The organism is Nocardioides astragali, from assembly GCF_024436375.1.
In the GTDB taxonomy this organism is placed as follows: Bacteria; Actinomycetota; Actinomycetes; order Propionibacteriales; family Nocardioidaceae; genus Nocardioides; species Nocardioides astragali.
The window spans coordinates 349,776-369,106 of sequence record NZ_JAFMZM010000006.1 but is presented as its reverse complement, the minus strand read 5'-3'; the positions used below and the strand labels follow the sequence as shown (position 1 = coordinate 369,106).

General features: G+C 72.0%; 16 protein-coding genes and 1 riboswitch. Of the genes, 6 read left to right on the top strand and 10 right to left on the bottom strand.

The features are described from left to right. Positions 1–25 precede the first annotated feature (25 nt). The 4 genes from purH to J3P44_RS21260 all read right to left on the bottom strand — a co-directional run bounded on the left by purH (position 26) and on the right by J3P44_RS21260 (position 5,002). Complete coding sequence (gene purH, locus J3P44_RS21275) at positions 26–1,633, bottom strand: bifunctional phosphoribosylaminoimidazolecarboxamide formyltransferase/IMP cyclohydrolase (RefSeq protein ID WP_255892477.1); 1,608 nt, start codon at positions 1,631–1,633, stop codon at positions 26–28. A gap of 22 nt (positions 1,634–1,655) precedes the next feature. After that, a riboswitch (ZMP/ZTP riboswitch) is annotated at positions 1,656–1,732 on the bottom strand. Between the two features lie 2 nt (positions 1,733–1,734). Further along, complete coding sequence (purN, locus tag J3P44_RS21270) at positions 1,735–2,358, bottom strand: phosphoribosylglycinamide formyltransferase (RefSeq protein WP_255892476.1); 624 nt, start codon at positions 2,356–2,358, stop codon at positions 1,735–1,737. A 170-nt stretch (positions 2,359–2,528) separates the two neighbouring features. Further along, positions 2,529–3,734, bottom strand: coding sequence for a YibE/F family protein (locus J3P44_RS25640; protein ID WP_255892475.1), 1,206 nt, complete (start codon positions 3,732–3,734; stop codon positions 2,529–2,531). 2 nt (positions 3,735–3,736) lie between these two features. Further along, on the bottom strand, positions 3,737–5,002 hold the full coding sequence (locus tag J3P44_RS21260) for a cell division protein PerM (RefSeq protein WP_255892474.1): 1,266 nt from the start codon (positions 5,000–5,002) through the stop codon (positions 3,737–3,739). A 112-nt stretch (positions 5,003–5,114) separates the two neighbouring features. Here J3P44_RS21260 and J3P44_RS21255 point away from each other — a divergent pair, with 112 nt between their 5' ends. From J3P44_RS21255 to J3P44_RS21245, 3 genes are read left to right on the top strand one after another with little or no spacing between them, the layout of a single operon-like run. Beyond that, a complete protein-coding gene (locus tag J3P44_RS21255) occupies positions 5,115–7,010 on the top strand; it encodes a SigE family RNA polymerase sigma factor (RefSeq protein ID WP_255892473.1) in 1,896 nt (631 codons plus the stop codon). A 36-nt stretch (positions 7,011–7,046) separates the two neighbouring features. Beyond that, on the top strand, positions 7,047–8,372 hold the full coding sequence (locus tag J3P44_RS21250; RefSeq protein ID WP_255892472.1) for a hypothetical protein: 1,326 nt from the start codon (positions 7,047–7,049) through the stop codon (positions 8,370–8,372). A 4-nt stretch (positions 8,373–8,376) separates the two neighbouring features. Then, positions 8,377–8,565, top strand: a complete 189-nt coding sequence (locus tag J3P44_RS21245; protein ID WP_255892471.1) for a hypothetical protein — start codon at positions 8,377–8,379, stop codon at positions 8,563–8,565. Between the two features lie 35 nt (positions 8,566–8,600). Here J3P44_RS21245 and sucD read toward each other — a convergent pair whose 3' ends face one another. Continuing rightward, on the bottom strand, positions 8,601–9,482 hold the full coding sequence (gene sucD, locus J3P44_RS21240) for a succinate--CoA ligase subunit alpha (RefSeq protein WP_255892470.1): 882 nt from the start codon (positions 9,480–9,482) through the stop codon (positions 8,601–8,603). A 13-nt stretch (positions 9,483–9,495) separates the two neighbouring features. Further along, on the bottom strand, positions 9,496–10,665 hold the full coding sequence (gene sucC / locus J3P44_RS21235; RefSeq protein WP_255892469.1) for an ADP-forming succinate--CoA ligase subunit beta: 1,170 nt from the start codon (positions 10,663–10,665) through the stop codon (positions 9,496–9,498). Between the two features lie 164 nt (positions 10,666–10,829). On the opposite strand from sucC, the gene J3P44_RS21230 reads away from it, so the two are divergent. Together J3P44_RS21230 and J3P44_RS21225 are read left to right on the top strand one after the other, a co-directional pair. Then, positions 10,830–12,161, top strand: coding sequence for a cryptochrome/photolyase family protein (locus tag J3P44_RS21230; RefSeq protein WP_255892468.1), 1,332 nt, complete (start codon positions 10,830–10,832; stop codon positions 12,159–12,161). Positions 12,162–12,411: 250 nt separating this feature from the next. Beyond that, positions 12,412–13,128 (top strand): M23 family metallopeptidase, encoded by a 717-nt coding sequence (locus J3P44_RS21225; RefSeq protein ID WP_255892467.1) that lies wholly within the window; start codon positions 12,412–12,414, stop codon positions 13,126–13,128. 15 nt (positions 13,129–13,143) lie between these two features. Here J3P44_RS21225 and pcrA read toward each other — a convergent pair whose 3' ends face one another. The 4 genes from pcrA to J3P44_RS21205 are packed head-to-tail and all read right to left on the bottom strand — an operon-like array spanning position 13,144 to position 17,955. Next, positions 13,144–15,525 carry a DNA helicase PcrA gene (pcrA, locus tag J3P44_RS21220; RefSeq protein ID WP_255892466.1) on the bottom strand — a complete coding sequence of 794 codons (2,382 nt, stop codon included), beginning with the start codon at positions 15,523–15,525 and terminating at the stop codon, positions 13,144–13,146. A 52-nt stretch (positions 15,526–15,577) separates the two neighbouring features. Continuing rightward, a complete protein-coding gene (locus J3P44_RS21215; protein WP_255892464.1) occupies positions 15,578–15,931 on the bottom strand; it encodes a hypothetical protein in 354 nt (117 codons plus the stop codon). 45 nt (positions 15,932–15,976) lie between these two features. Next, the gene (locus tag J3P44_RS21210; RefSeq protein WP_255892463.1) at positions 15,977–16,645 is read right to left on the bottom strand and encodes a LuxR C-terminal-related transcriptional regulator; all 669 of its coding nucleotides are present in this window, start codon (positions 16,643–16,645) and stop codon (positions 15,977–15,979) included. Further along, positions 16,642–17,955, bottom strand: a complete 1,314-nt coding sequence (locus J3P44_RS21205; protein WP_255892462.1) for an ATP-binding protein — start codon at positions 17,953–17,955, stop codon at positions 16,642–16,644. Before J3P44_RS21205 ends, J3P44_RS21210 begins: the two co-directional genes overlap by 4 nt. Before the next feature lie 143 nt (positions 17,956–18,098). Here J3P44_RS21205 and J3P44_RS21200 point away from each other — a divergent pair, with 143 nt between their 5' ends. Continuing rightward, positions 18,099–19,322 (top strand): PspC domain-containing protein, encoded by a 1,224-nt coding sequence (locus tag J3P44_RS21200; RefSeq protein ID WP_255892461.1) that lies wholly within the window; start codon positions 18,099–18,101, stop codon positions 19,320–19,322. Positions 19,323–19,331: the final 9 nt, after the last annotated feature.

Sequence of the window (19,331 nt, the reverse complement as noted above, 5' to 3'; positions counted from 1 at the left end):
CAAGATATCACCGCTCGAGGACTGCTCAGTGGAAGAAGTGGCGAGTCCCGGTGAAGTACATCGTCACGCCCGCCGCCTCGCAGGCCGCGACGACCTCGGCGTCGCGGACCGATCCCCCGGGCTGCACGATCGCCTTCACGCCGGCGTCGATGAGGATCTGCGGTCCGTCGGCGAAGGGGAAGAACGCGTCGGAGGCGGCGACGGCGTGCGCGGCCCGCTCCCCCGCACGCTCGACCGCCAGCCGGCACGAGTCGACCCGGTTGACCTGGCCCATGCCGACGCCGACCGACGCACCTCCGGAGGCGAGCAGGATCGCGTTGGACTTCACCGCGCGGCAGGCCCGCCACGCGAAGGCCAGGTCGGCCAGCACCGCCTCGGAGGCAGCCTCACCTGTGGCGAGCGTCCAGGCGGAGGGGTCGTCGCCTCCGCCCTCGACGTCGGCGTCGATGACGTCACGCGCCTGAAGCAGCAGGCCGCCGGAGATGGCGCGCATCTCGCCGCCGCCGCGCGCCAGGGGCGGGCACTCGAGGATCCGGATGTTCTTCTTGGCCTGCAGCGCCTCGATCGCACCGTCCTCGTAGCCGGGCGCGACGATGACCTCGGTGAAGATCTCCGCGACCTGCTCGGCCATCGCCAGGGAGACCGGGACGTTGGTGGCGATCACGCCACCGAAGGCACTGACGGGGTCGCACTCGTGCGCCCTGCGGTGGGCGACGGAGACGGGGTCGGGCACGTCGTCCGAGCAGATGGCGATGCCGCACGGGTTGGCGTGCTTGATGATCGCGACGGCGGGGTCGTCGAAGTCGTACGCCGCCCGGCGGGCCGCGTCGGCGTCGACGTAGTTGTTGTAGGACATCTCCTTGCCGTGGTGCTGCGTGGCCTGGGCGAGCCCGGGACCGCCGGGCAGGAACCCGTTGCTGTAGAGCGCGGCGCCCTGGTGCGGGTTCTCGCCGTAGCGCAGCACGGCCGACTTGTCCCACGTCGCGCCCATCCAGGCCGGGAAGCCGGTGCCCTCGCTCGTGTCGGTGAGCACGTTGCCCATCCACGACGCCACGTGGACGTCGTAGGTCGCCGTGTGCACGAACGCCTCCGCGGCCAGGCGCTGGCGCTGCGCCAGCGTGAACCCGCCGGCGGCGACCGCGGCCAGCACGTCGTCGTACGACGCGGGCGAGGTCACGATCGCAACGCTGGGGTGGTTCTTGGCGGCCGCGCGGACCATCGAGGGTCCGCCGATGTCGATCTGCTCGACGCACTCGTCCGGACCGGCGCCCGAGGCCACGGTCTGGGTGAAGGGATAGAGGTTGCTGACGACGAGGTCGAACGGCTCGACCCCCAGCTCCTCGAGCTGCGCGACGTGGGACTCGAGGCGGCGGTCGGCGAGGATGCCGGCGTGGACCCGCGGGTGCAGCGTCTTCACGCGGCCGTCGAGGCACTCGGGGAAGCCGGTGAGGTCCTCGACCTTGGTGACCGGGAGACCCAGCGACTCGATGAGCGCGGCGGACCCACCGGTGGAGACGAGCTCGACCCCGGCCTGGTGCAGGCCGTGGACCAGGTCGTCGAGACCGGCCTTGTCGTAGACGGAGACGAGCGCCCGCTTGATCGGGATGCGCACGTCGGAGGTGGGTGATGACACGGGACTCCTCGGATGGTCGAGTCGAGGGCACCCAGGCGTTCGATGCTCTCGCGCGTCACTCCCTGGTGGTGGCCCACCTGCGCCAGTCGTGTGGGTGCAGCCTATCGATCCGGGCCGCCGATGCGAACCCGGCGCCCCTCCACCGAGATGCCCTCGCGGGCGATGCGCCCGACCGTGTCCACCAGCATCGCGCGCTCGGCGACCTTGATCCGCTCGTGGAGCGAGGCGACGTCGTCGTCCTCCGCCACCTCGACCGGCACCTGCGCCACGATCGGACCCGTGTCGACGCCCGCGTCGACGACGAACAGAGTCGCCCCGGTGACCTTGACGCCGTGCTCGAGCGCGTCGCGGGGGCCGTGCATCCCGGGAAAGGCCGGGCACAGTGCCGGGTGGGTGTTGAGGGTGAGGAACCGCTCGAGGAAGTCGGCCGAGACCAGCTTCATGAAGCCCGCCGAGACCACCAGGTCCGGCTCGAAGGCCGCGACCTTGTCGGCCAGAGCGCGGTCCCAGTGCTCGCGCGAGGTGTAGTCGGACAGCTGGGAGACGAACGTGGGCACCCCGGCGCGGTCGGCCCGGGCCAGGCCCTCGATGCCGTCGCGGTCGGCGCCGACCGCGACCACCCGCGCGCCGTACGACGGCTCGGCACAGGCGTCGAGCAGCGCCTGGAGGTTGGTGCCGGAACCCGACACCAGGACGACGATGCGGGCAGGGCTCGGCTGTGGCACGCGGTGAGTCTAGGCGCCTCGCTCGATCCCGCGGCCGTCGCGAGCGATGTCCGGTGCGTGCGATGGCAAGGCGGAGGAGGGAGACATGGCGGAGCCATGGCGACTGACGACAACGCAGCCAGCGTGCGTGCCGGGCGGCGCGCAGCAGGCCGAGGGTCGAGCGAGGCGCCTCAGGCGCGGTGGGAGGGGCCGGCCGCCGATGCCCGCCGCTCGCGGACCAGCCGGCCCGCCACGAGGGCAGCGATGCCTGTGGTGACCGGGACGGCGGCGATGATGCCGAGCCCGCCGACCAGGCCACGCACGACCTCCTGCGCCACGATCTCCTGGCTGACAGCGATGCCGAACGGCAGCTCGAGGGCGGAGAAGACGAGCATCAGCGGCAGCGTCGCGCCGACGTAGGCCAGGACCAGGGTGTTGACGGTCGAGGCGGCGTGCGAGCGGCCGATGCGCATCGCGCGTACGAACAGGGTCCGGGTGCTGGCGTCGGGGTCCACGTCCGCGAGCTCCCAGACCGCCCACGTCTGGGTGACCGTCACGTCGTCCAGCACGCCGAGGGCACCGATGACGAGCCCGGCCAGCAGCAGGCCGCGGAGGTCGACCTGTGCGGCGATGCCGGAGATGTACTGGCTGCCCTCGTCGACCAGCCCCGTGAAGTGGCCGGCCCGGGTGAAGAACCAGCCGATCCCGCCGATCACCACGAGGGAGACCAGCGTGCCGAGCATCGCCACGGTCGAGCGGATGTCGAAGCCGTGGGACAGGTAGAGCGTCACCAGCATGATCGCCGCGGCCGTGACCACCGCGACCGCGAGCGGCGGGCTCCCCTCCATGATGGCCGGGAGCGTGAAGAGTGCGATCAGCACGAGTGAGTACGCCAGGCTGGCGAGCGCGCCGATGCCGCGCCACCGCGAGAGGGCCAGCACGGCCACCGCGAACAGGATCGTCAACGTGAGCAGGGGCGGTCCGCGGTCGAAGTCCTGGAAGGCGTACTGCTCCCCCTCCGGCGCCTCCTCGGTGAAGGACACGATGATCCGGTCGCCCGCCTCCACCTCCGGCGCCGCGGGACCGTAGGGCAGGAGCGCCTCGGCCTCCCCGGGAGCCCCCGGCCCGCTCAGCAGCTCCACCCGGGCCAGGCTGCAGCCCTCGACGTCCCGGCGGCCGGGACACGGCCCGATGTCCTGCACCTCGGCGGTGCCACGGCGTACGTCGACGCCCGGACCGGCGACCTCGAGGTCACCGTCGGGCCAGAGCACGGCCAGGCCGACCACGGTCGCCAGCACCAGGGGACCGATCAGGAGCCCGATGACCACCTTGAGGTGCCGCGGGACGGGTCCGAGGGATCCTCGCGCGGTCCCGCCGTGGCCGTGGCCAGCGCCCACGCTCAGTCCTCCGCGGACGTGAGGTCGTCGGGCTCGCCGGCCCACGCACGGGCGGAGCGCCACACCAGCAGAGCCGGCACGGCGGCCCCGAGCAGGGCGCCGATGCCACAGGCGGTCACGGCGTGCACGAGCACGTCGGGCACGAACGGGCCGACGAAGCGCATCCGGCCCGGGCCCGCGGACCCGCCGGACACGGCGGCGAGCAGGCTGAACCCGAGTCCGGCCACCAGGCCGCCGCCGCACCCGGCGAGGGCGACCTGGTCCCAGGTGAGCACGCGCCCGCGCAGCGCCCGGAAGGCGGCCGTGGCAGCCACCAGCGGCGGCAGCAGCATGAGGCCCCCGAACCAGCCCGCCGGCGTACCGACAGCGGGCAGGGCCGCGAGCAGGGGCACGACCGGCAGCGGACCGAGCACCACGGCGCTCGGCGAGACGACGGTGGCGCCACCGACCGCGAATCCGGGTCCGAGCAGCCACGAGCCGGTGAAGAGCGCGGCGTTGGGCGCGAACCCCGCGTTGACGAGGGCATAGAGACCGGCCTCGGACGGGCTCGGGTGCAGCCGGGAGGTCATCGTCGCCGCGTCGTCGAAGGAGACGGCCAGCGCCACGAGGAAGACCGCGGAGGACACCACGAGCAGGGTGCCCAGCACCGCACCCGCCACGGCCGCACCGGCCCGCACGGTCACCGGCATGAACGCGGCCCAGATCGCGGCGCGGCCGGACCCGACCGCGATCGCGGGGGCAGCGACCAGCGCCGTCATCACGAACGTCCAGGCCAGCACCCGCGGCACCGACGGGTCGGCGCTCGACCCTGCCGCGAGCGTGGCGACCACGACGGCGACCACGGCGTAGCCGGCGAAGAACGTCATGATCGCGATCGGCACGGTGAAGTCGCGCTCGCCGTCGGAGATCCGGTCGGCGTCGGGGCCGTGGCCCGAGACCGCGTCGCCGACGCGGTGGCCGAGCCGCCACATCGACCACACGGTGATCGCGGTGATGCCGAGCGGCACGATCGTCACGCGGGCGCCCAGGACGGTGAAGCCCGAGCCGTGGCCGGCGAGCCACGCGAGGGCCCCCATCCGCATGCCGTCGCGCGGGGCGCCGTGCACACCGGCGTCGGTGACGAACCAGCCCACCACGCCGACGGCGAGCAGCACGACCAGCGGTCCGAGCGCCGCGAGCACGCCGCCGAGGGTCGCGATCAGCACCAGCGGACGCGGGCGGGCGGCGTCGGCCCGGGCGCTGTCGGGTCGGGCGAGGAGCGACGTCATGGCCGACCCATCATCACTCGACGGGCGGCGCGGATCGCGCTGCCACGCCGCCCACCCCCGGGTCGTGGGCGATGTGCGCGCCGGGTGCCTCTCCCGTACCGTGGAACGCCTCATGAGGAGCCCGGAGACCTTCGACGCCTACTACGTCGAGACACGCACGCGACTCCTGCACGAGGCCTATGCCCTGACCGGTGACGCCCCGGCCGCGCGGGCGGCTGTGCGGGACGCCTTCGTCGTCGCCTGGCACCACTGGCGCAAGGTCGCGCTCCTCGACGACCGGGACGACTACGTGCGCCCCCTCGCCTTCCGCCGGGCCCGGCGTCGGCACACCGCCCGCATCTGGCACCGCGACAAGTCGCTGGATCCCGAGGCTCGCCACACGCTGGACGCGCTCTCCAAGCTCAGCAGCCGCCAGCGCGAGCTGCTGGTCCTCAACGGCCTGTCGGCGATCTCGCTGTCCGGCATCTCCCGCACCGTGGGCCTGCCCCGCTCCGACGCCGAGCGTGAGCTGCAGACCGCGACCTCGCAGTTCGCCCTGCACCGCGACGTGCCCACCACCGAGGTCCGCCGGTTGCTCGGGGACCTCGCCGGGCCGCTGGAGTCGATCCGCTGGCCCCGTGCGACCGTGATCCGGCGCGCCGGCGCCGCCCGCCGTCGTACGCACACTGTGGTCGGCGCGGGCCTGGCCACCGCCGCCCTGGTGGTCACCGGCTCGCTGGTGGCCGCAGGCGCCGACGCCGAGCCCACCAGCCTCAGCGAGGAGAAGGTCACCGCGGGGGTCACCGTCCACGCCGCCGACTCCGCCACGGGCGAGCCGATCATCGACGAGACCGCCCTCCTCTCCGCGGACCAGATGTCCCGCTTCGGCGGCGGCCTGGACTGGGCCGAGACCGCGACCACCGACAACCTCGCCGGGGACGGGCTGCTGGCACCGTGCCAGCGCGAGCGCTTCTCCGACCCTGACGGCGTGACCGCGATGGCCCGCGCCTGGGAGGGGTCCGCCACCCGGGTGGTGCGCACCCAGGTCGGCAAGGGCGCCAGGGAGCGCACCCGCAAGCGTCGGGTGACGCGCGTGGAGTCCACCGCCGTCCAGCTCGTCGAGATGTCCCGCGACGCGGACCAGGCCGCCCAGAGCTTCGAGACCGCCTCGGTCTGGTACGCCGGCTGCACCGACCCTCGCACCCAGCTGCTCTCCACCCGGGCCGTCAAGCGCGTCGGCGACGCGGCGCGGACCTTCCGGCTGCGCTCGTGGGGCAGGACGCCGGCGACGATCACGGTCGGCGTGGCCCGCACCGGCAGCCTCGTGGTGACCAACGTCGTACGCAGCCAGGGCCGGCCGGTCAGCGACAAGGCCACCCTCACCGGCCTCGCTGCGGCCGTCAACGCGCTCTGCGGGTCGGAGGGTGCCGCCGAGTGCGCCGGACGCGCCCGGGCGCGGACGACGTTCCCGCTCGACATCGGTACGCCGCGAGGGCTGCTGGCGGTCGTCGACCTGCCGCCCGTCTCCGCGGTCCGCGGCCCCTGGGTGGGCCTCGCCCCCGAGCGGGCCCGCAACAACTACGCCTCCACGCGCTGCGACCGCACCACGTTCGTCGGCAAGGGCATCAAGCGTGCACGGACCCGGACCTTCCTGTTCCCCGAGACCCCCAACGCCTCCCAGCTGGGCCTCACCCAGGCTGTCGGTTCGATGAAGCCCGCCGCCGCCCGCAGGTTCGTGGAGGTCGTCCGGACCCGGATCCGCCAGTGCGGGCAGGCCAACCTCGGCACCAGCGTCACGACCCTGACGTCCTCGTCGTCGCGGGCCAGTGACCTCACCGTGTGGGCACTGTCCTTCGAGCTCAACGACAGCCAGTCCTTCCCGTTCCTGATGGCGATCGTGCGCGACGGGACCGAGGTCTCGCAGCTCGGATTCGCCCCGGTCCGCAACATGACGATGTCGCGGACCGACTTCGTCGCCCTCGCGCGCCGCGTCGTCGAGCGGCTCGCCGCAGAGCGCACCCGTTCCTGACGCAACCTTTTCGCCCCTCGCGGGGTCTTAGGTGGCATGAGGTTCAGCGCGCGGCTGTCTGGCGTCGCCCTCGTGTGCGCGCTGGCGCTCGCGGGATGCGGGGACCGGCCGTCGGACGACGCCGGGTCCGATGCCGGGCCAGGGCACGGCACGGAGAGCGACCAGACCTCCGGCGAGGCCTCCGACGAAGCCACTGCCGGCACCGAGATCCCCGACGGATTCCCCCTCACCGCAGGCATGGGTGGGCCCGATGACACCATCGCGACCTCGCGGTCCGGCACCGGACTCCGCGACCTGCGGGTCTGCGACACCGCCCCGCTGCGTGGCCTGGGCATCCGCGACCGGATGGTCGCCGACAACAGCGGCGGCGAGTCCGCCGACACCCGTGAGCTGGTGCTGCTGGGCAACCCGGACGAGGCGACCGTCGTCGCCGAGGCCTTCGCCGACCTGTCGGCCTGCGCCACCTCGAGCAGCGGCGGGGCCGGTAAGGGAGACCTGGAGACCGTGACCGAGGTCCGTGAGTCGCCCTTCGGTCCTGCCCCGGCGGCCACCCTCGTCCAGACCTACAGGTTCGACGGCGAGCCCGGCCCCGGCGCCACCGTCGTCCACGTCGTACCCGTCGGAGCCGCGCTGCTGGTCACGTCGACGTACGGCGAGTGGAGGGGCGCCGGCCTCGAGGAGGGCGTCGCGGAGACGGTCGACACCCTGGACGAGACCGTCGCGGCACTCGACATGTTCGACGACGGGTCGCCACCGAGCCCCGAGGCGAGCGAGGAGACCAGCCCGGACACGGGACCCACCGAGTCGGAGACGGTCTCCGCCGACGTGCCCGCCATCCCCGAGGACTTCCCACTGGCGGTCCGGCTCCCCGACGCCGGAGGCGACTTCGAGGTCGCCGAGCCGTCGGCGGACGGCGACGGCATCGGCGACGTCGAGATGTGCGGCCGTCTCGCGTGGCCGATCGATGGCAGCGCCGGCGGCACCCGGCGGCTGGTCACCGGGGCACACGGCCCCGAGTACTCCGACGGGCGCGAGCTGATCGTCCACGCCGACGCGGAGGTGGCCGCCAACGCGATGGCCGCGATCCGCCAGGCCGCGACGGACTGCCGCAGCGTCGAGAACCAGGTGTGGACCGTCCTCGACCGAGACACCGGCCACGACACCGTCACGATGGGCCTCACCTATCGCGACGGCCTCGGCAGCTCGGTGTTCCAGGTCACCCGGGTCGGCTCCGCGCGCCTGATGGTGCACACCTACGGCGAGGGGTCGCTCGAGTCGCTGCCCGACCAGGCCGACGACGTCACCCGGACCACCGAGAAGATCCTTCCAGCGATGTGCGTGTTCACGAAGACGGGGTGCTAGAGAGATGTCCATACCTTCGACACTGGCCAGCTCGGCCTGCCCGACCCTCCCCTCGCCCCCGCGCCTCAACGCGGTCGCGCCCGTACGCCTGCTCGGGGCGCACGTCGTGTGGCGGATGCTCTGGGAGGCCAAGCGCCCCGAACGACGCCAGCCGGCCCCGCAGGTCGTGGACCTGCGGGACCGGCTGGAGTGAGCTCTGGACCGAGCGGGCTCAGGGGTGCACGAGGGCTAGAGCGAGTTCAGGATCTCTCGCATCAGCTCAGCAGTCTCCGACGGCGTCTTGCCGACCTTGACCCCGGCGGCCTCGAGGGCCTCCTTCTTGGCCTGGGCGGTGCCCGAGGAGCCCGAGACGATGGCGCCGGCGTGGCCCATGGTCTTGCCCTCAGGAGCGGTGAAGCCTGCGACGTAGCCGACGACCGGCTTGGTCACGTGGTCCTTGATGTAGGCCGCGGCGCGCTCCTCGGCGTCTCCACCGATCTCGCCGATCATCACGATCGCCTTGGTCTCCGGGTCGTTCTCGAAGGCCTCGAGCGCGTCGATGTGGGTGGTGCCGATGATCGGGTCACCGCCGATGCCGATCGCGGTGGTGAAGCCGAAGTCCTTGAGCTCGAACATCATCTGGTAGGTCAGCGTGCCCGACTTGGACACGAGGCCGACCGGGCCCTTGCCCGCGATCGTGTGCGGGGTGATGCCGGCCAGGGACTCGTCCGGGGTGATGATGCCGGGGCAGTTGGGGCCGATCATCCGGGTGGACTTGCCCTCGAGGTAGGCGACCACCTCGGCGGTGTCGAGCACCGGCACGCCCTCGGTGATCACGACGAGCAGCGGGATCTCGGCGTCGATGGCCTCGATGCAGGCGTCCTTGGTGAACGCGGGCGGCACGAAGGCCACCGACACGTCGGCGCCGGTCTCCTTCATCGCCTCCTCGACCGTGCCGAAGACGGGCAGCTCCTTGCCGCCGAGCTCGACCGTGGTGCCGGCCTTGCGGGCGTTGACACCGCCCACGATGTTGGCGCCGGACTCGACCATCAGGGTGGTGTGCTTGGCACCCATCCCGCCGGTCATGCCCTGCACGATGATCTTGGAGTCCTTGTTGAGGTAGATAGACATCTGTTTCTCTCTCTCAGGCCTGGTGGGCGAGCTCGGCGGCCTTGTCGGCCGCGCCGTCCATCGTGTCGACCTGGGTGACCAGCGGGTGGTTGAGCTCGTCGAGGATCGCGCGACCCTTGTCGACGTTGTTGCCGTCGAGGCGTACGACGAGCGGCTTGGTGGCCTCGTCGCCGAGGATCTCCAGGGCGCCCTTGATGCCGTTGGCGACCTCGTCGCACGCGGTGATGCCGCCGAAGACGTTGACGAACACGCTCTTGACCTGCTCGTCGTGGATGATCACGTCGAGGCCGTCGGCCATCACCTGGGCGTTGGCGCCGCCGCCGATGTCGAGGAAGTTGGCGGGCTTGACGCCGCCGTGCGCCTCACCGGCGTAGGCGACCACGTCGAGCGTGCTCATGACCAGGCCCGCGCCGTTGCCGATGATGCCGACCTGGCCGTCGAGCTTGACGTAGTTGAGGCCCTTGTCCTTGGCCTTCGCCTCGAGCGGGTCGGCCTCCTCGCGGATCTCGAACTGGGCGTGCTCGGGGTGGCGCACCTCGGAGGCGTTCTCGTCGAGGGAGACCTTGCCGTCCAGCGCCTCGAGCTTGTCGCCCTCGAGGCGGGCCAGCGGGTTGACCTCCACCAGGGTGGCGTCCTCCTCGACGTAGACCTGCCACAGCTTCTGGACCATCTCGATGGCCTGGTCGCGCAGCTCGGCCGGGAACTTGGCCTCGTCGACGATGGCGGCGGCCTTCTCCGGGGTCACGCCCTCCAGGGCGTCGACCGGGATCTTCTTGACCGCGTCGGGGTTGGTCTTGGCGACCTCCTCGATCTCCACGCCGCCCTCGACCGATGCGATGCACAGGTGGGAGCGGTTGGACCGGTCGAGCAGGAAGGAGAAGTAGTACTCCTCCACCGGCGGGGTCGCCGGCGTGACCAGCACGCGGTTGACGCGCAGGCCCTTGATCTCCATCCCGATGATGTCGCGGGCGTAGGACTCGGCCTCGTCGGCGGTCTTGGCGATCTTCACGCCACCGGCCTTGCCGCGGCCGCCGGCCTTGACCTGCGCCTTGATGACCGTGACTCCGCCCATCTCCTCGGCGGCGGCACGCGCGGCCTCCGGTGTCTCGGCGACCACACCCAGTGTGGTGACCACTCCATGCTTGGCGAAGAGCTCCTTCGCCTGAAACTCCATCAGGTCCACGACGTACCCAGTCCTTCTCGTATGCAACAGTTCCCGGGATTTTCCTCTCGGCACACTAGTCCTGTCGGGTGGGTCGCACGAGATCGGGTGCGAGTGGCGGTGGTCACCCCGGTCGCCACCCGCTGGTCGGGCGGATGGTCCACCGTCGGGCTACGTTGACGTGCGTGGCCACCTCGAGCTCAGCGGTGATGTGGTTCCGGCGCGACCTGCGGGTGCGGGACAACCCGGCGCTCCTCGCGGCCCTCGCGGACGGATCGGTGACGGCCCTGTTCGTCGTCGACCCGGCCGTCTGGAGCGGAGCCGGCCCGGCGCGCCGGGCCTGGCTGGCCGCCAACGTCCTCGCTCTCGCCGAGCGCATCCCGCTGACCGTCCACCACGGCGACCCCGCGGACGTCGTGCCCCGGGTCGCCCACGGCCGTCGCGTCCACGTGTCGGCGGAGACCACCCCCTACGGACGCCGCCGCGACGAGGCGGTCGGCGCCCAGGTCGAGCTGGTGGCGACCGGGTCGCCGTACGCCGTCGGGCCGGGGGTGGTGCGCAACGGCAGCGGCGACCCCTATCAGGTCTTCACCGCCTTCGCCCGCGCCTGGCGCGACCGCGGCTGGTCCGAGCCCGCCCCCACGCCGCGCTCCCCCGACCTCGAGGCGCCGGAGCCGGACGGCCGGGCGCTCGCCCTGCTGGAGGAGGCGATCGCCGACGCCCCCGTCGCCCTGCCCGCGGCCGGGGAGGACGCCGCCTGGCGCCGCTGGCACGACTTCCGGCGCGACGGGCTCGACTCCTACGCGACCGAGCGCGACCGGCCCGACCACGACGGCACCTCGCGGCTCTCGCCCTACCTCCACCTCGGGGTGCTCCACCCGCGCTCCCTGCTGGCCGACATCGACCCCGCGTCGACGTACGCGACCGAGCTCTGCTGGCGCGACTTCTACGCCGACGTGCTGTGGCACCACCCCGCCTCGGCGTGGGCCGACCTCAGGCCCGCGCTGAAGGGCATGAGGTACGACGACCCCGAGGACGCCGTCGAGGCCTGGCGCACCGGCACCACCGGCTACCCGATCGTCGACGCCGGGATGCGGCAGCTGCTGGACACGGGCTGGATGCACAACCGGGTCCGGATGATCACCGCGTCGTTCCTCACCAAGGACCTGCACGTGTGGTGGCCCGTCGGCGCGCGGCACTTCCTCGACCTCCTCATCGACGGTGACGTCGCGTCCAACAACCACGGCTGGCAGTGGGTGGCCGGCACCGGCACCGACGCGTCCCCCTACTTCCGGGTCTTCAACCCGGTCAGCCAGGGCAAGAGGTTCGACCCCCAGGGTGACTACGTGCGCCGCTGGGTGCCCGAGCTGGACCACCTCCCCGGCGCGACGGTGCACGAGCCCTGGACCTCCCACCTGGGCTACGAGCGGGACTACCCGCTGCGCATCGTGGACCACGGCGACGAGCGACGAGAGGCCCTCGAGCGCTACCGGGCCGCCCGCACAGTCCACCCCTGAGGATGAAGACAGGCGCCTGACCTGCGATTTTCAACTAGTTGCCTCGCGGGTTGCACTTTCCCGTGATCTTTCCGTTACAGTCATGCGCGGTCTTGCCGACCCACCCCCCTGACCCGGCAGATTGGTAACCACCCCTATGGGCAACCACCGAGCGGAGCGTGCTCCCAAGCGACGCACCTCGGCATCGGCTGCACCCGTGACCGGCAAGCGACGTGCCGCTACGCCGCCTCGCCGCTCCATGGTCCGCAGCGTGCCTTCCCTGCCCCTCGTGGCAGGCGTCGCCGTGCTCGCCATCTCCGCAGGTGGGGCCGTCACGGCCTCGGGCGCAGGCGCTACTGCGCTGACGTCCACCGGGGGGTCTCTCGACGCAGCCGGGTCCATAGGCACCACCGCCGGTCAGGCCCTGTCGCGCCGCGGCGCCGTCGTCAGCCGCGACCACACCCGCGACTCCGGTGGCGAGGAGACCGACCCCGAGCTCATCGCCCTGGCTGAGAAGCAGGTGGCCGAGCGTGAGGCGAAGCTCTCCGAGATGCGCCAGGCCGCCGAGAAGCAGGCCGCGAAGATCAAGGAGAACAAGTGGGTTCTCCCCCTCGGCAGCTACCAGATCACCGCGACCTTCGGTCAGTACGGCCTCTGGGCCAGCTATCACACCGGCCTGGACTTCAACGCCAACTCCGGTGACAAGATCATCGCGGTCGCCAACGGCACCGTCACCCAGACCGGCTACGACGGCGCCTACGGCAACAAGACCGTGGTGACGCTGGATGACGGCACCGAGATCTGGTACTGCCACCAGACCGCGATCTACGTCGCCGTCGGTGACCGCGTCAACGGCGGCGAGGTCATCGGCACCGTCGGCGCGACCGGCAACGTGACCGGCTCCCACCTGCACCTCGAGGTCCGCCCGGGTGGCGGCGGCCCCGTCGACCCGTTCCAGGCCTTCGTGGAGCACGGGATCGTTCCCTGATCCACCGCTTCTCCGCTACAGCTTCTCCACCGGGGCGTAGCGCAGCAGCAGTCGCTTGACGCCCTCGGACCCGAAGTCGATCGACGCCACGGACTTCTCCGCGACCCCGTCGACGGCCACGACGGTGCCCATGCCGAAGGAGTCGTGCACGACGCGGTCCCCCGGCGCCAGGCTCGGGATCTCCCGCGCCGGCTTGGCCTTCGCCGCTGCATCGGCCCGCATCGCCGCGGTGGAGAAGTTGCGGCGACCGGCGTCGGTCGGCGTACCGAGGCGGGAGGAGCCACCCCCGGTCAGGTCGGGGCGACCCCAGCGCGTCTGCTCGGCTGCGGTGCGGCGCCAGTCCACGAGGTCGACCGGCAGCTCGTCGAGGAATCGGCTGGCGGGGTTGTGGCTCGGGGCGCCCCACGCGGAGCGGACCAGCGCCCGTGAGATGTAGAGGCGCTTCTGGGCGCGCGTCAGTCCGACGTAGGCCAGCCGGCGCTCCTCCTCCAGCTCGGGCTGGTCGCCCAGCGAGCGCTGGTGCGGGAAGACGCCGTCCTCCAACCCGGTGAGGAACACGACCGGGAACTCGAGGCCCTTGGCGGTGTGGAGGGTCATGAGGGTGACCACTCCGGAGTCGTCGCCGTCCGGGGTGTCGGGGATCGAGTCGGCGTCGGCCACCAGTGCCACCCGCTCGAGGAAGTCGCCGAGGCCCACCGCGACCGTGCCGGCCTCGACGTCGGCGGGATCGGCGCTGGGCCCGGGCTGGGGGTCCTCGGCGAACTCGCGCGCGACGGCGACGAGCTCGGCGAGGTTCTCCACGCGGGTGCCGTCCTGCGGGTCGTCGCTGGCCTCCAGCTCGGTGAGGTAGCCCGAGCGCTCCAGCACCGACTCGAGGATGACGTCGGGCCGCTCGTCGGCCTCGACCATCGACTGCAGCTCCTGCACCATCGCCACGAAGGCCTCGATGTTCTTGAGGCTGCGGGTGGCCAGGCCCGGGGCGTCGGCGGCGCGGGTCAGCGCCTCCCAGAACGTGACCCGGTCGCGCTCGGCCAGCGCGGCGATGCAGGCCTCGGCGCGCTCGCCGATGCCGCGCTTGGGGGTGTTGAGCACACGGCGCAGCGAGATCTCGTCGGCGGTGTTGACCAGCATCCGGAGGTAGGCCAGCGCGTCGCGGACCTCCTTGCGCTCGTAGAAGCGCACCCCTCCGACGACCTTGTAGGGCTGGCCGGTGCGGATGAACACCTCCTCGAAGACGCGGGACTGCGCATTGGTGCGGTAGAAGACCGCGACGTCGGCGGGACGGAGACTGCTCTCGTCGACGAGCCGGTCGATCTCCTCGCTGACGAACCGCGCCTCGTCGTGCTCGTCGTCGGAGACGTAGCCGACGATCCGCTCTCCCGCCCCCGCGTCGGTCCACAACCGCTTGGGCTTGCGGCCGCGGTTGTTGCCGATGACCGAGTTGGCCGCGGTCAGGATGGTCTGGGTGGAGCGGTAGTTCTGCTCCAGCAGGATCGTCGTGGCGTTGGGGAAGTCCTTCTCGAAGTCGAGGATGTTGCGGATGTCGGCGCCACGGAAGGCGTAGATCGACTGGTCGGCGTCACCGACGACCATCAGCTCGCTCGGCTCGACGCGCTCCGCCTCCGCCCCGAGCTCCTCGAAGGACTCCCCGCACAGCTGCTGGATCAGGCTGTACTGGGCGTGGTTGGTGTCCTGGTATTCATCCACCAGCACGTGGCGGAACCGGCGGCGATAGTTCTCGCGCACATCGGGGAACGCCTGGAGCAGGTGGACCGTCGTCATGATCAGGTCGTCGAAGTCGAGCGCGTGGGCCTCGCGCAGCCGGCGTTGGTAGTGGGTGTAGGCCGAGGCGTAGGCCTCCTCGAAGCCGTTGCGCGCCTCCTTGGCGGCGTCCTCAGCGTCGCGGAGCTCGTTCTTCTGGTCGGAGACCCAGTTGAGGACGGCGTTGGGCTGGTAGCGCTTGGGGTCGAGCTCGAGGTCGCGCAGCACCAGCGTCATCAGTCGCTTGGAGTCCGCGGCGTCGTAGATGGAGAAGCTGGACTTGAAGCCGACCCGGTCGATCTCCTTGCGCAGGATGCGCACGCAGGCGGAGTGGAAGGTCGAGACCCACATGATCCTGGCCCGCTTGCCGACCAGCTCCTCGACCCGCTCCTTCATCTCGGCCGCGGCCTTGTTGGTGAAGGTGATCGCCAGGATGGAGCCGGGGTGCGCCTTGCGCTCGTTGATCAGCCAGGCGATGCGCCGGGTCAGCACGCGTGTCTTGCCCGAGCCGGCGCCGGCGACCACCAGCAGCGGGGCACCGGAGTGCGTCACGGCCGCCCGCTGGGGGTCGTTGAGGCCCTCGAGGAGGGGGTGGTCGATCAGGGCTCGATCGGCGGGGGCATCAGTGGGACTCATCGCGTCCCAACCCTATGCGGGAGGTGTGACAGGCCAGGGATCAGGCGTGGGATCAGGCGTGGACGGGCGACCAGAACACGGCCACCGCGATGTTGGCGATCGTCAGCACCAGCAGGCCGAAGTAGAGCCCCTGGGGGATGCTCGGCTTGCGCATGTTGGCCATCACCAGCACCAGGATGACCAGGCCGATGGCGAACTTCACGCCGATCTTGGCGTGGTCGGGGCTCCCCAGGCTCTCCAGCACCCCCACCAGCAGCAGCCCGGCGAGGAACGCCGTACCGATGCCGTCGCGCATCACCGGGTTGACCACCTTGGTGTCCTCGCGCACCTGCACCAGGAGACCGCCGAGCAGGGCCGCGAATCCGAGGACGTGCACGAACAGCAACACCAGCCGCAGGGTCTCCATGCGGACACCCTAGCCAGCGGCGGACGGTGGCCCGGCCCCCCCGAGCTAGAGCAGCCGTCGGTCGTTGGCCCACTTCGTGAGCTCGTGGCGACTGGACAGCTGCAGCTTGCGCAGCACCGAGGACATGTGGGTCTCCACGGTCTTCACCGAGATGAAGAGCTCCTTGGCGACCTCCTTGTAGGCGTAGCCGCGGGCGATCAGGCGCATCACCTCGCGCTCGCGCTCGGTCAGCCGGTCCAGGTCCTCGTCGACCGCCGACACGTCGATCGAGCCGGCGAAGGCGTCGAGCACGAACCCCGCCAGTCGCGGCGAGAAGACCGCGTCTCCCCCGGCGACCCGGGTGATCGCGTCGACCAGCTCGGGACCGGTGATGGTCTTGGTGACGTAGCCGCGCGCGCCGCCGCGGATCGTGCCGATGACGTCCTCGGCTGCGTCGGAGACGGACAGCGCGAGGTAGAGCGTGTCGGGCGAGGGCTGGCGACGCATCACCTCCACGCCGCCACCTCCGGGCAGGTGCACGTCGAGCAGCACGACCTGGGGCTGCAGCTCGTGGACGACCCCGATCGCCGCGTCGGCGTCGGCCGCCTCACCGACGACCTCGACCTTTCCCGCCCCGGCGGCGGCCAGCTCGGCACGGACCCCGGCGCGGAACATCGCGTGGTCGTCCACCAGGACGACGCGCACGGGTCCCTCGGAGGCGGGGGGCTGGTTCATCGGTTCTCCTCGTCGTGCTCACGGGTACTGGTGCGGGGCATGTGCAGTCGGACCTCGGTGCCCTCGCCGGGGGCCGAGCGTACGTCCGCGCTCCCGCCGTGCCGGGACATCCGGTCCACGATGCTGTTGCGGACGCCCTGGCGGTCCGTCGCCACCGCGTCGACGTCGAAGCCGGCTCCGCGGTCGCGGACGAAGACGTCCACGGCGGTGGGAGAGGTCTCGGCGTAGACGTCGGCGCGCTGGGTGCCGGCGTGCTTGGCGACGTTGACCACCGCCTCACGGGCGGCGTGCACGACAGGTCGCAGCGACTCGGTCAGGTCACAGTCGCCGACCGTGACCACGTCGACCACCACGGGGTGCTGGGTCTCCACGTCGGCGGCCATCTCCTTGAGGGCGCCGGCGAGCGTGGTCGCGTCGGTGGTGTCCTCCTCGAACAGCCACCGGCGCAGGTCACGCTCCTGCGATCGGGCGAGGCGGGCGACGGTGGTGGCGTCATGGGCGTTCTTCTGGATCAGGGCGAGGGTCTGGAGCACCGAGTCGTGCAGGTGGGCCGCCATGTCGGCCCGCTCCTGGGTGCGGACCCGCTCGGCACGCTCGGCACCGAGGTCGTTGATGAGCCGCACGGCCCACGGCCCGACCACGATCGCCAGGCCGAGCAGGCCGAGCAGGCCGGCCACCAGCACCGGCACGGCGAAGGTCGCCTGCCCGGCAGCCACGGCGAAGACGAGGAGGGCGGTGACGATCAGGCCGAGGCCGGCGGCGATACGTCCGTACGCCGCCCAGCCGCCGTTGCCGAAGACGGCGCGGAACGGGTCGATGCGACCGGACGAGTCGATCCAGCGCTCGCGCTGGGCCTCGTCGGCCTGCCGCCAGAGCAGCGCGATGCCCGCGACGCCGAGCACGACCGGCCAGAACAGCGCGCCCTGGCCGAAGATCCCCTCGAAGCCGAGCACGACGCCGAAGAACAGCGCGCCCAGCGCGATCGCCGGCCCGGCGTCGCGCAGCCGCGACCGCCGGCCCGGGCGCTTGCCGGTGCGGGTGGCGCTCTCCAGGCCGGGAGCGCTCACCTCGAATCCCTGGTCGGCGGGCAGGAACACCCAGAGCCCGGCGTAGAGCATCAGGCCGAAGCCGCCGAGGAAGGCGGTCGCGACGAAGAAGCCCCGCACCCACAGCACCGGCACCGCGAGGTGGACCGCCAGGCCTGCTGCGACCCCGCCCGCGATCGGTGCGGAGGTGTCGCGGTAGGCGCGCCGCGAAGCGCCCGGTCGCCTGGTGGGCGGCGGGTGGTGAGGGGAGCTGAGGTGGGCCATCGTGACTCCATCGTCGCAGGCACGGACGTGCGCGACCATGAGGACTGACCCCGGCCCGACCCTGAGCCGGTCCCCCGCGAATGTCCCGCGAATCAGGGCTCTCCCCGATGGTGCGTCCCGACCCTGGCGGCGAGAGTTGAGCCATGGACAACGCCAGCCCCACCTCCGAGCACCCCACACCGCCGAGCGGCCAGCCGCCGGCGTCCGGGCCCCGTGTCAGCCGCGAGGAGATGAAGGACCTCTCCCGCCTGCGCCGCAGCGTCACCGACCGCCGCATCGCGGGGGTCGCCGGCGGGATCGCCCGCCACCTCGACATCGACGCGATCATCGTCCGCGTCGCGCTGGTGGTGGCGGTGTTCTTCGGAGGTGCCGGCCTGCTCGCCTACATCGGCGCCTGGATCCTCGTGCCAGAGGAGGGCACCGACGACGAGCCGCTCGGCCTGGACCAGCGGAGCCGTTCGCTGGCGCTGGCCGGAGTCGGCGTCCTGGCGCTCCTGTGCGCGGTCGGCGACTGGGCCGGCGCCTTCTGGTTCCCGTGGCCGCTGGCGATCGTCGCCGCGGTCGTCGTCTGGTTCCTCAACCGCAAGGACAAGCCATCGTCGGGCCCTGGCAACGGATATGGCTACGGCTACGACAGCGGCTACGGCCACGAGTCGCCCACGTACGCCGGCGAGGCGGCCGCGGGACAGCCCGGAGCCGAGGGCACCTGGATGCCGCCGACGTCGTACGCCCGGGAGCCGCGTGGGGTCCGCCAGCCGCGCAACCCGCGCCGCCGCGGACCGATCCTGTTCTTCTTCACGCTGGCGCTCATCGCGCTCGCCGAGGGCGTCCTGGGCGTCGTCGACCTGGCGGGGGCACCGGTGGCCGACAGCGCCTACCCGGCGCTCGCGCTCGGGATCATCGCGACGATGCTGGTCGTCGGGGCGTTCTGGGGCCGAGCCGGGGGACTCATCGCCCTGGGAGTCGTCGCCGCGCTCGTGACCGCCGGCGCGACCGCCGGCAGCCACTTCCCCGACGACCACTACAACTACCGGCCCGCCAGCGCCGGCGAGGTGCGGGACGCCTACGACTTCGGCGGCGGCGAGTTCGTGCTGGACATGTCCGGCATCTCCGACGTGGACGGCCTCGACGGCCGCGACATCACCATCGACGGTGTGGGCGGCAAGGTCGAGGTCCTGGTGCCCGACGGCGTGGACGTGGCGGTCAGGACCGAGGTCGTGGCCGGCGACAGCCGGGTCTTCGACCTGCGCAACGACGGCTTCGACATCAGCGTCGACGGCTTCCGCGACGGCGGCGCCGAGGCACCCGCCATGACCATCACCATCGACCTGGGCGTCGGCGAGATCCTCGTCCGCGAAGTCCACTGAGGAGCCTGA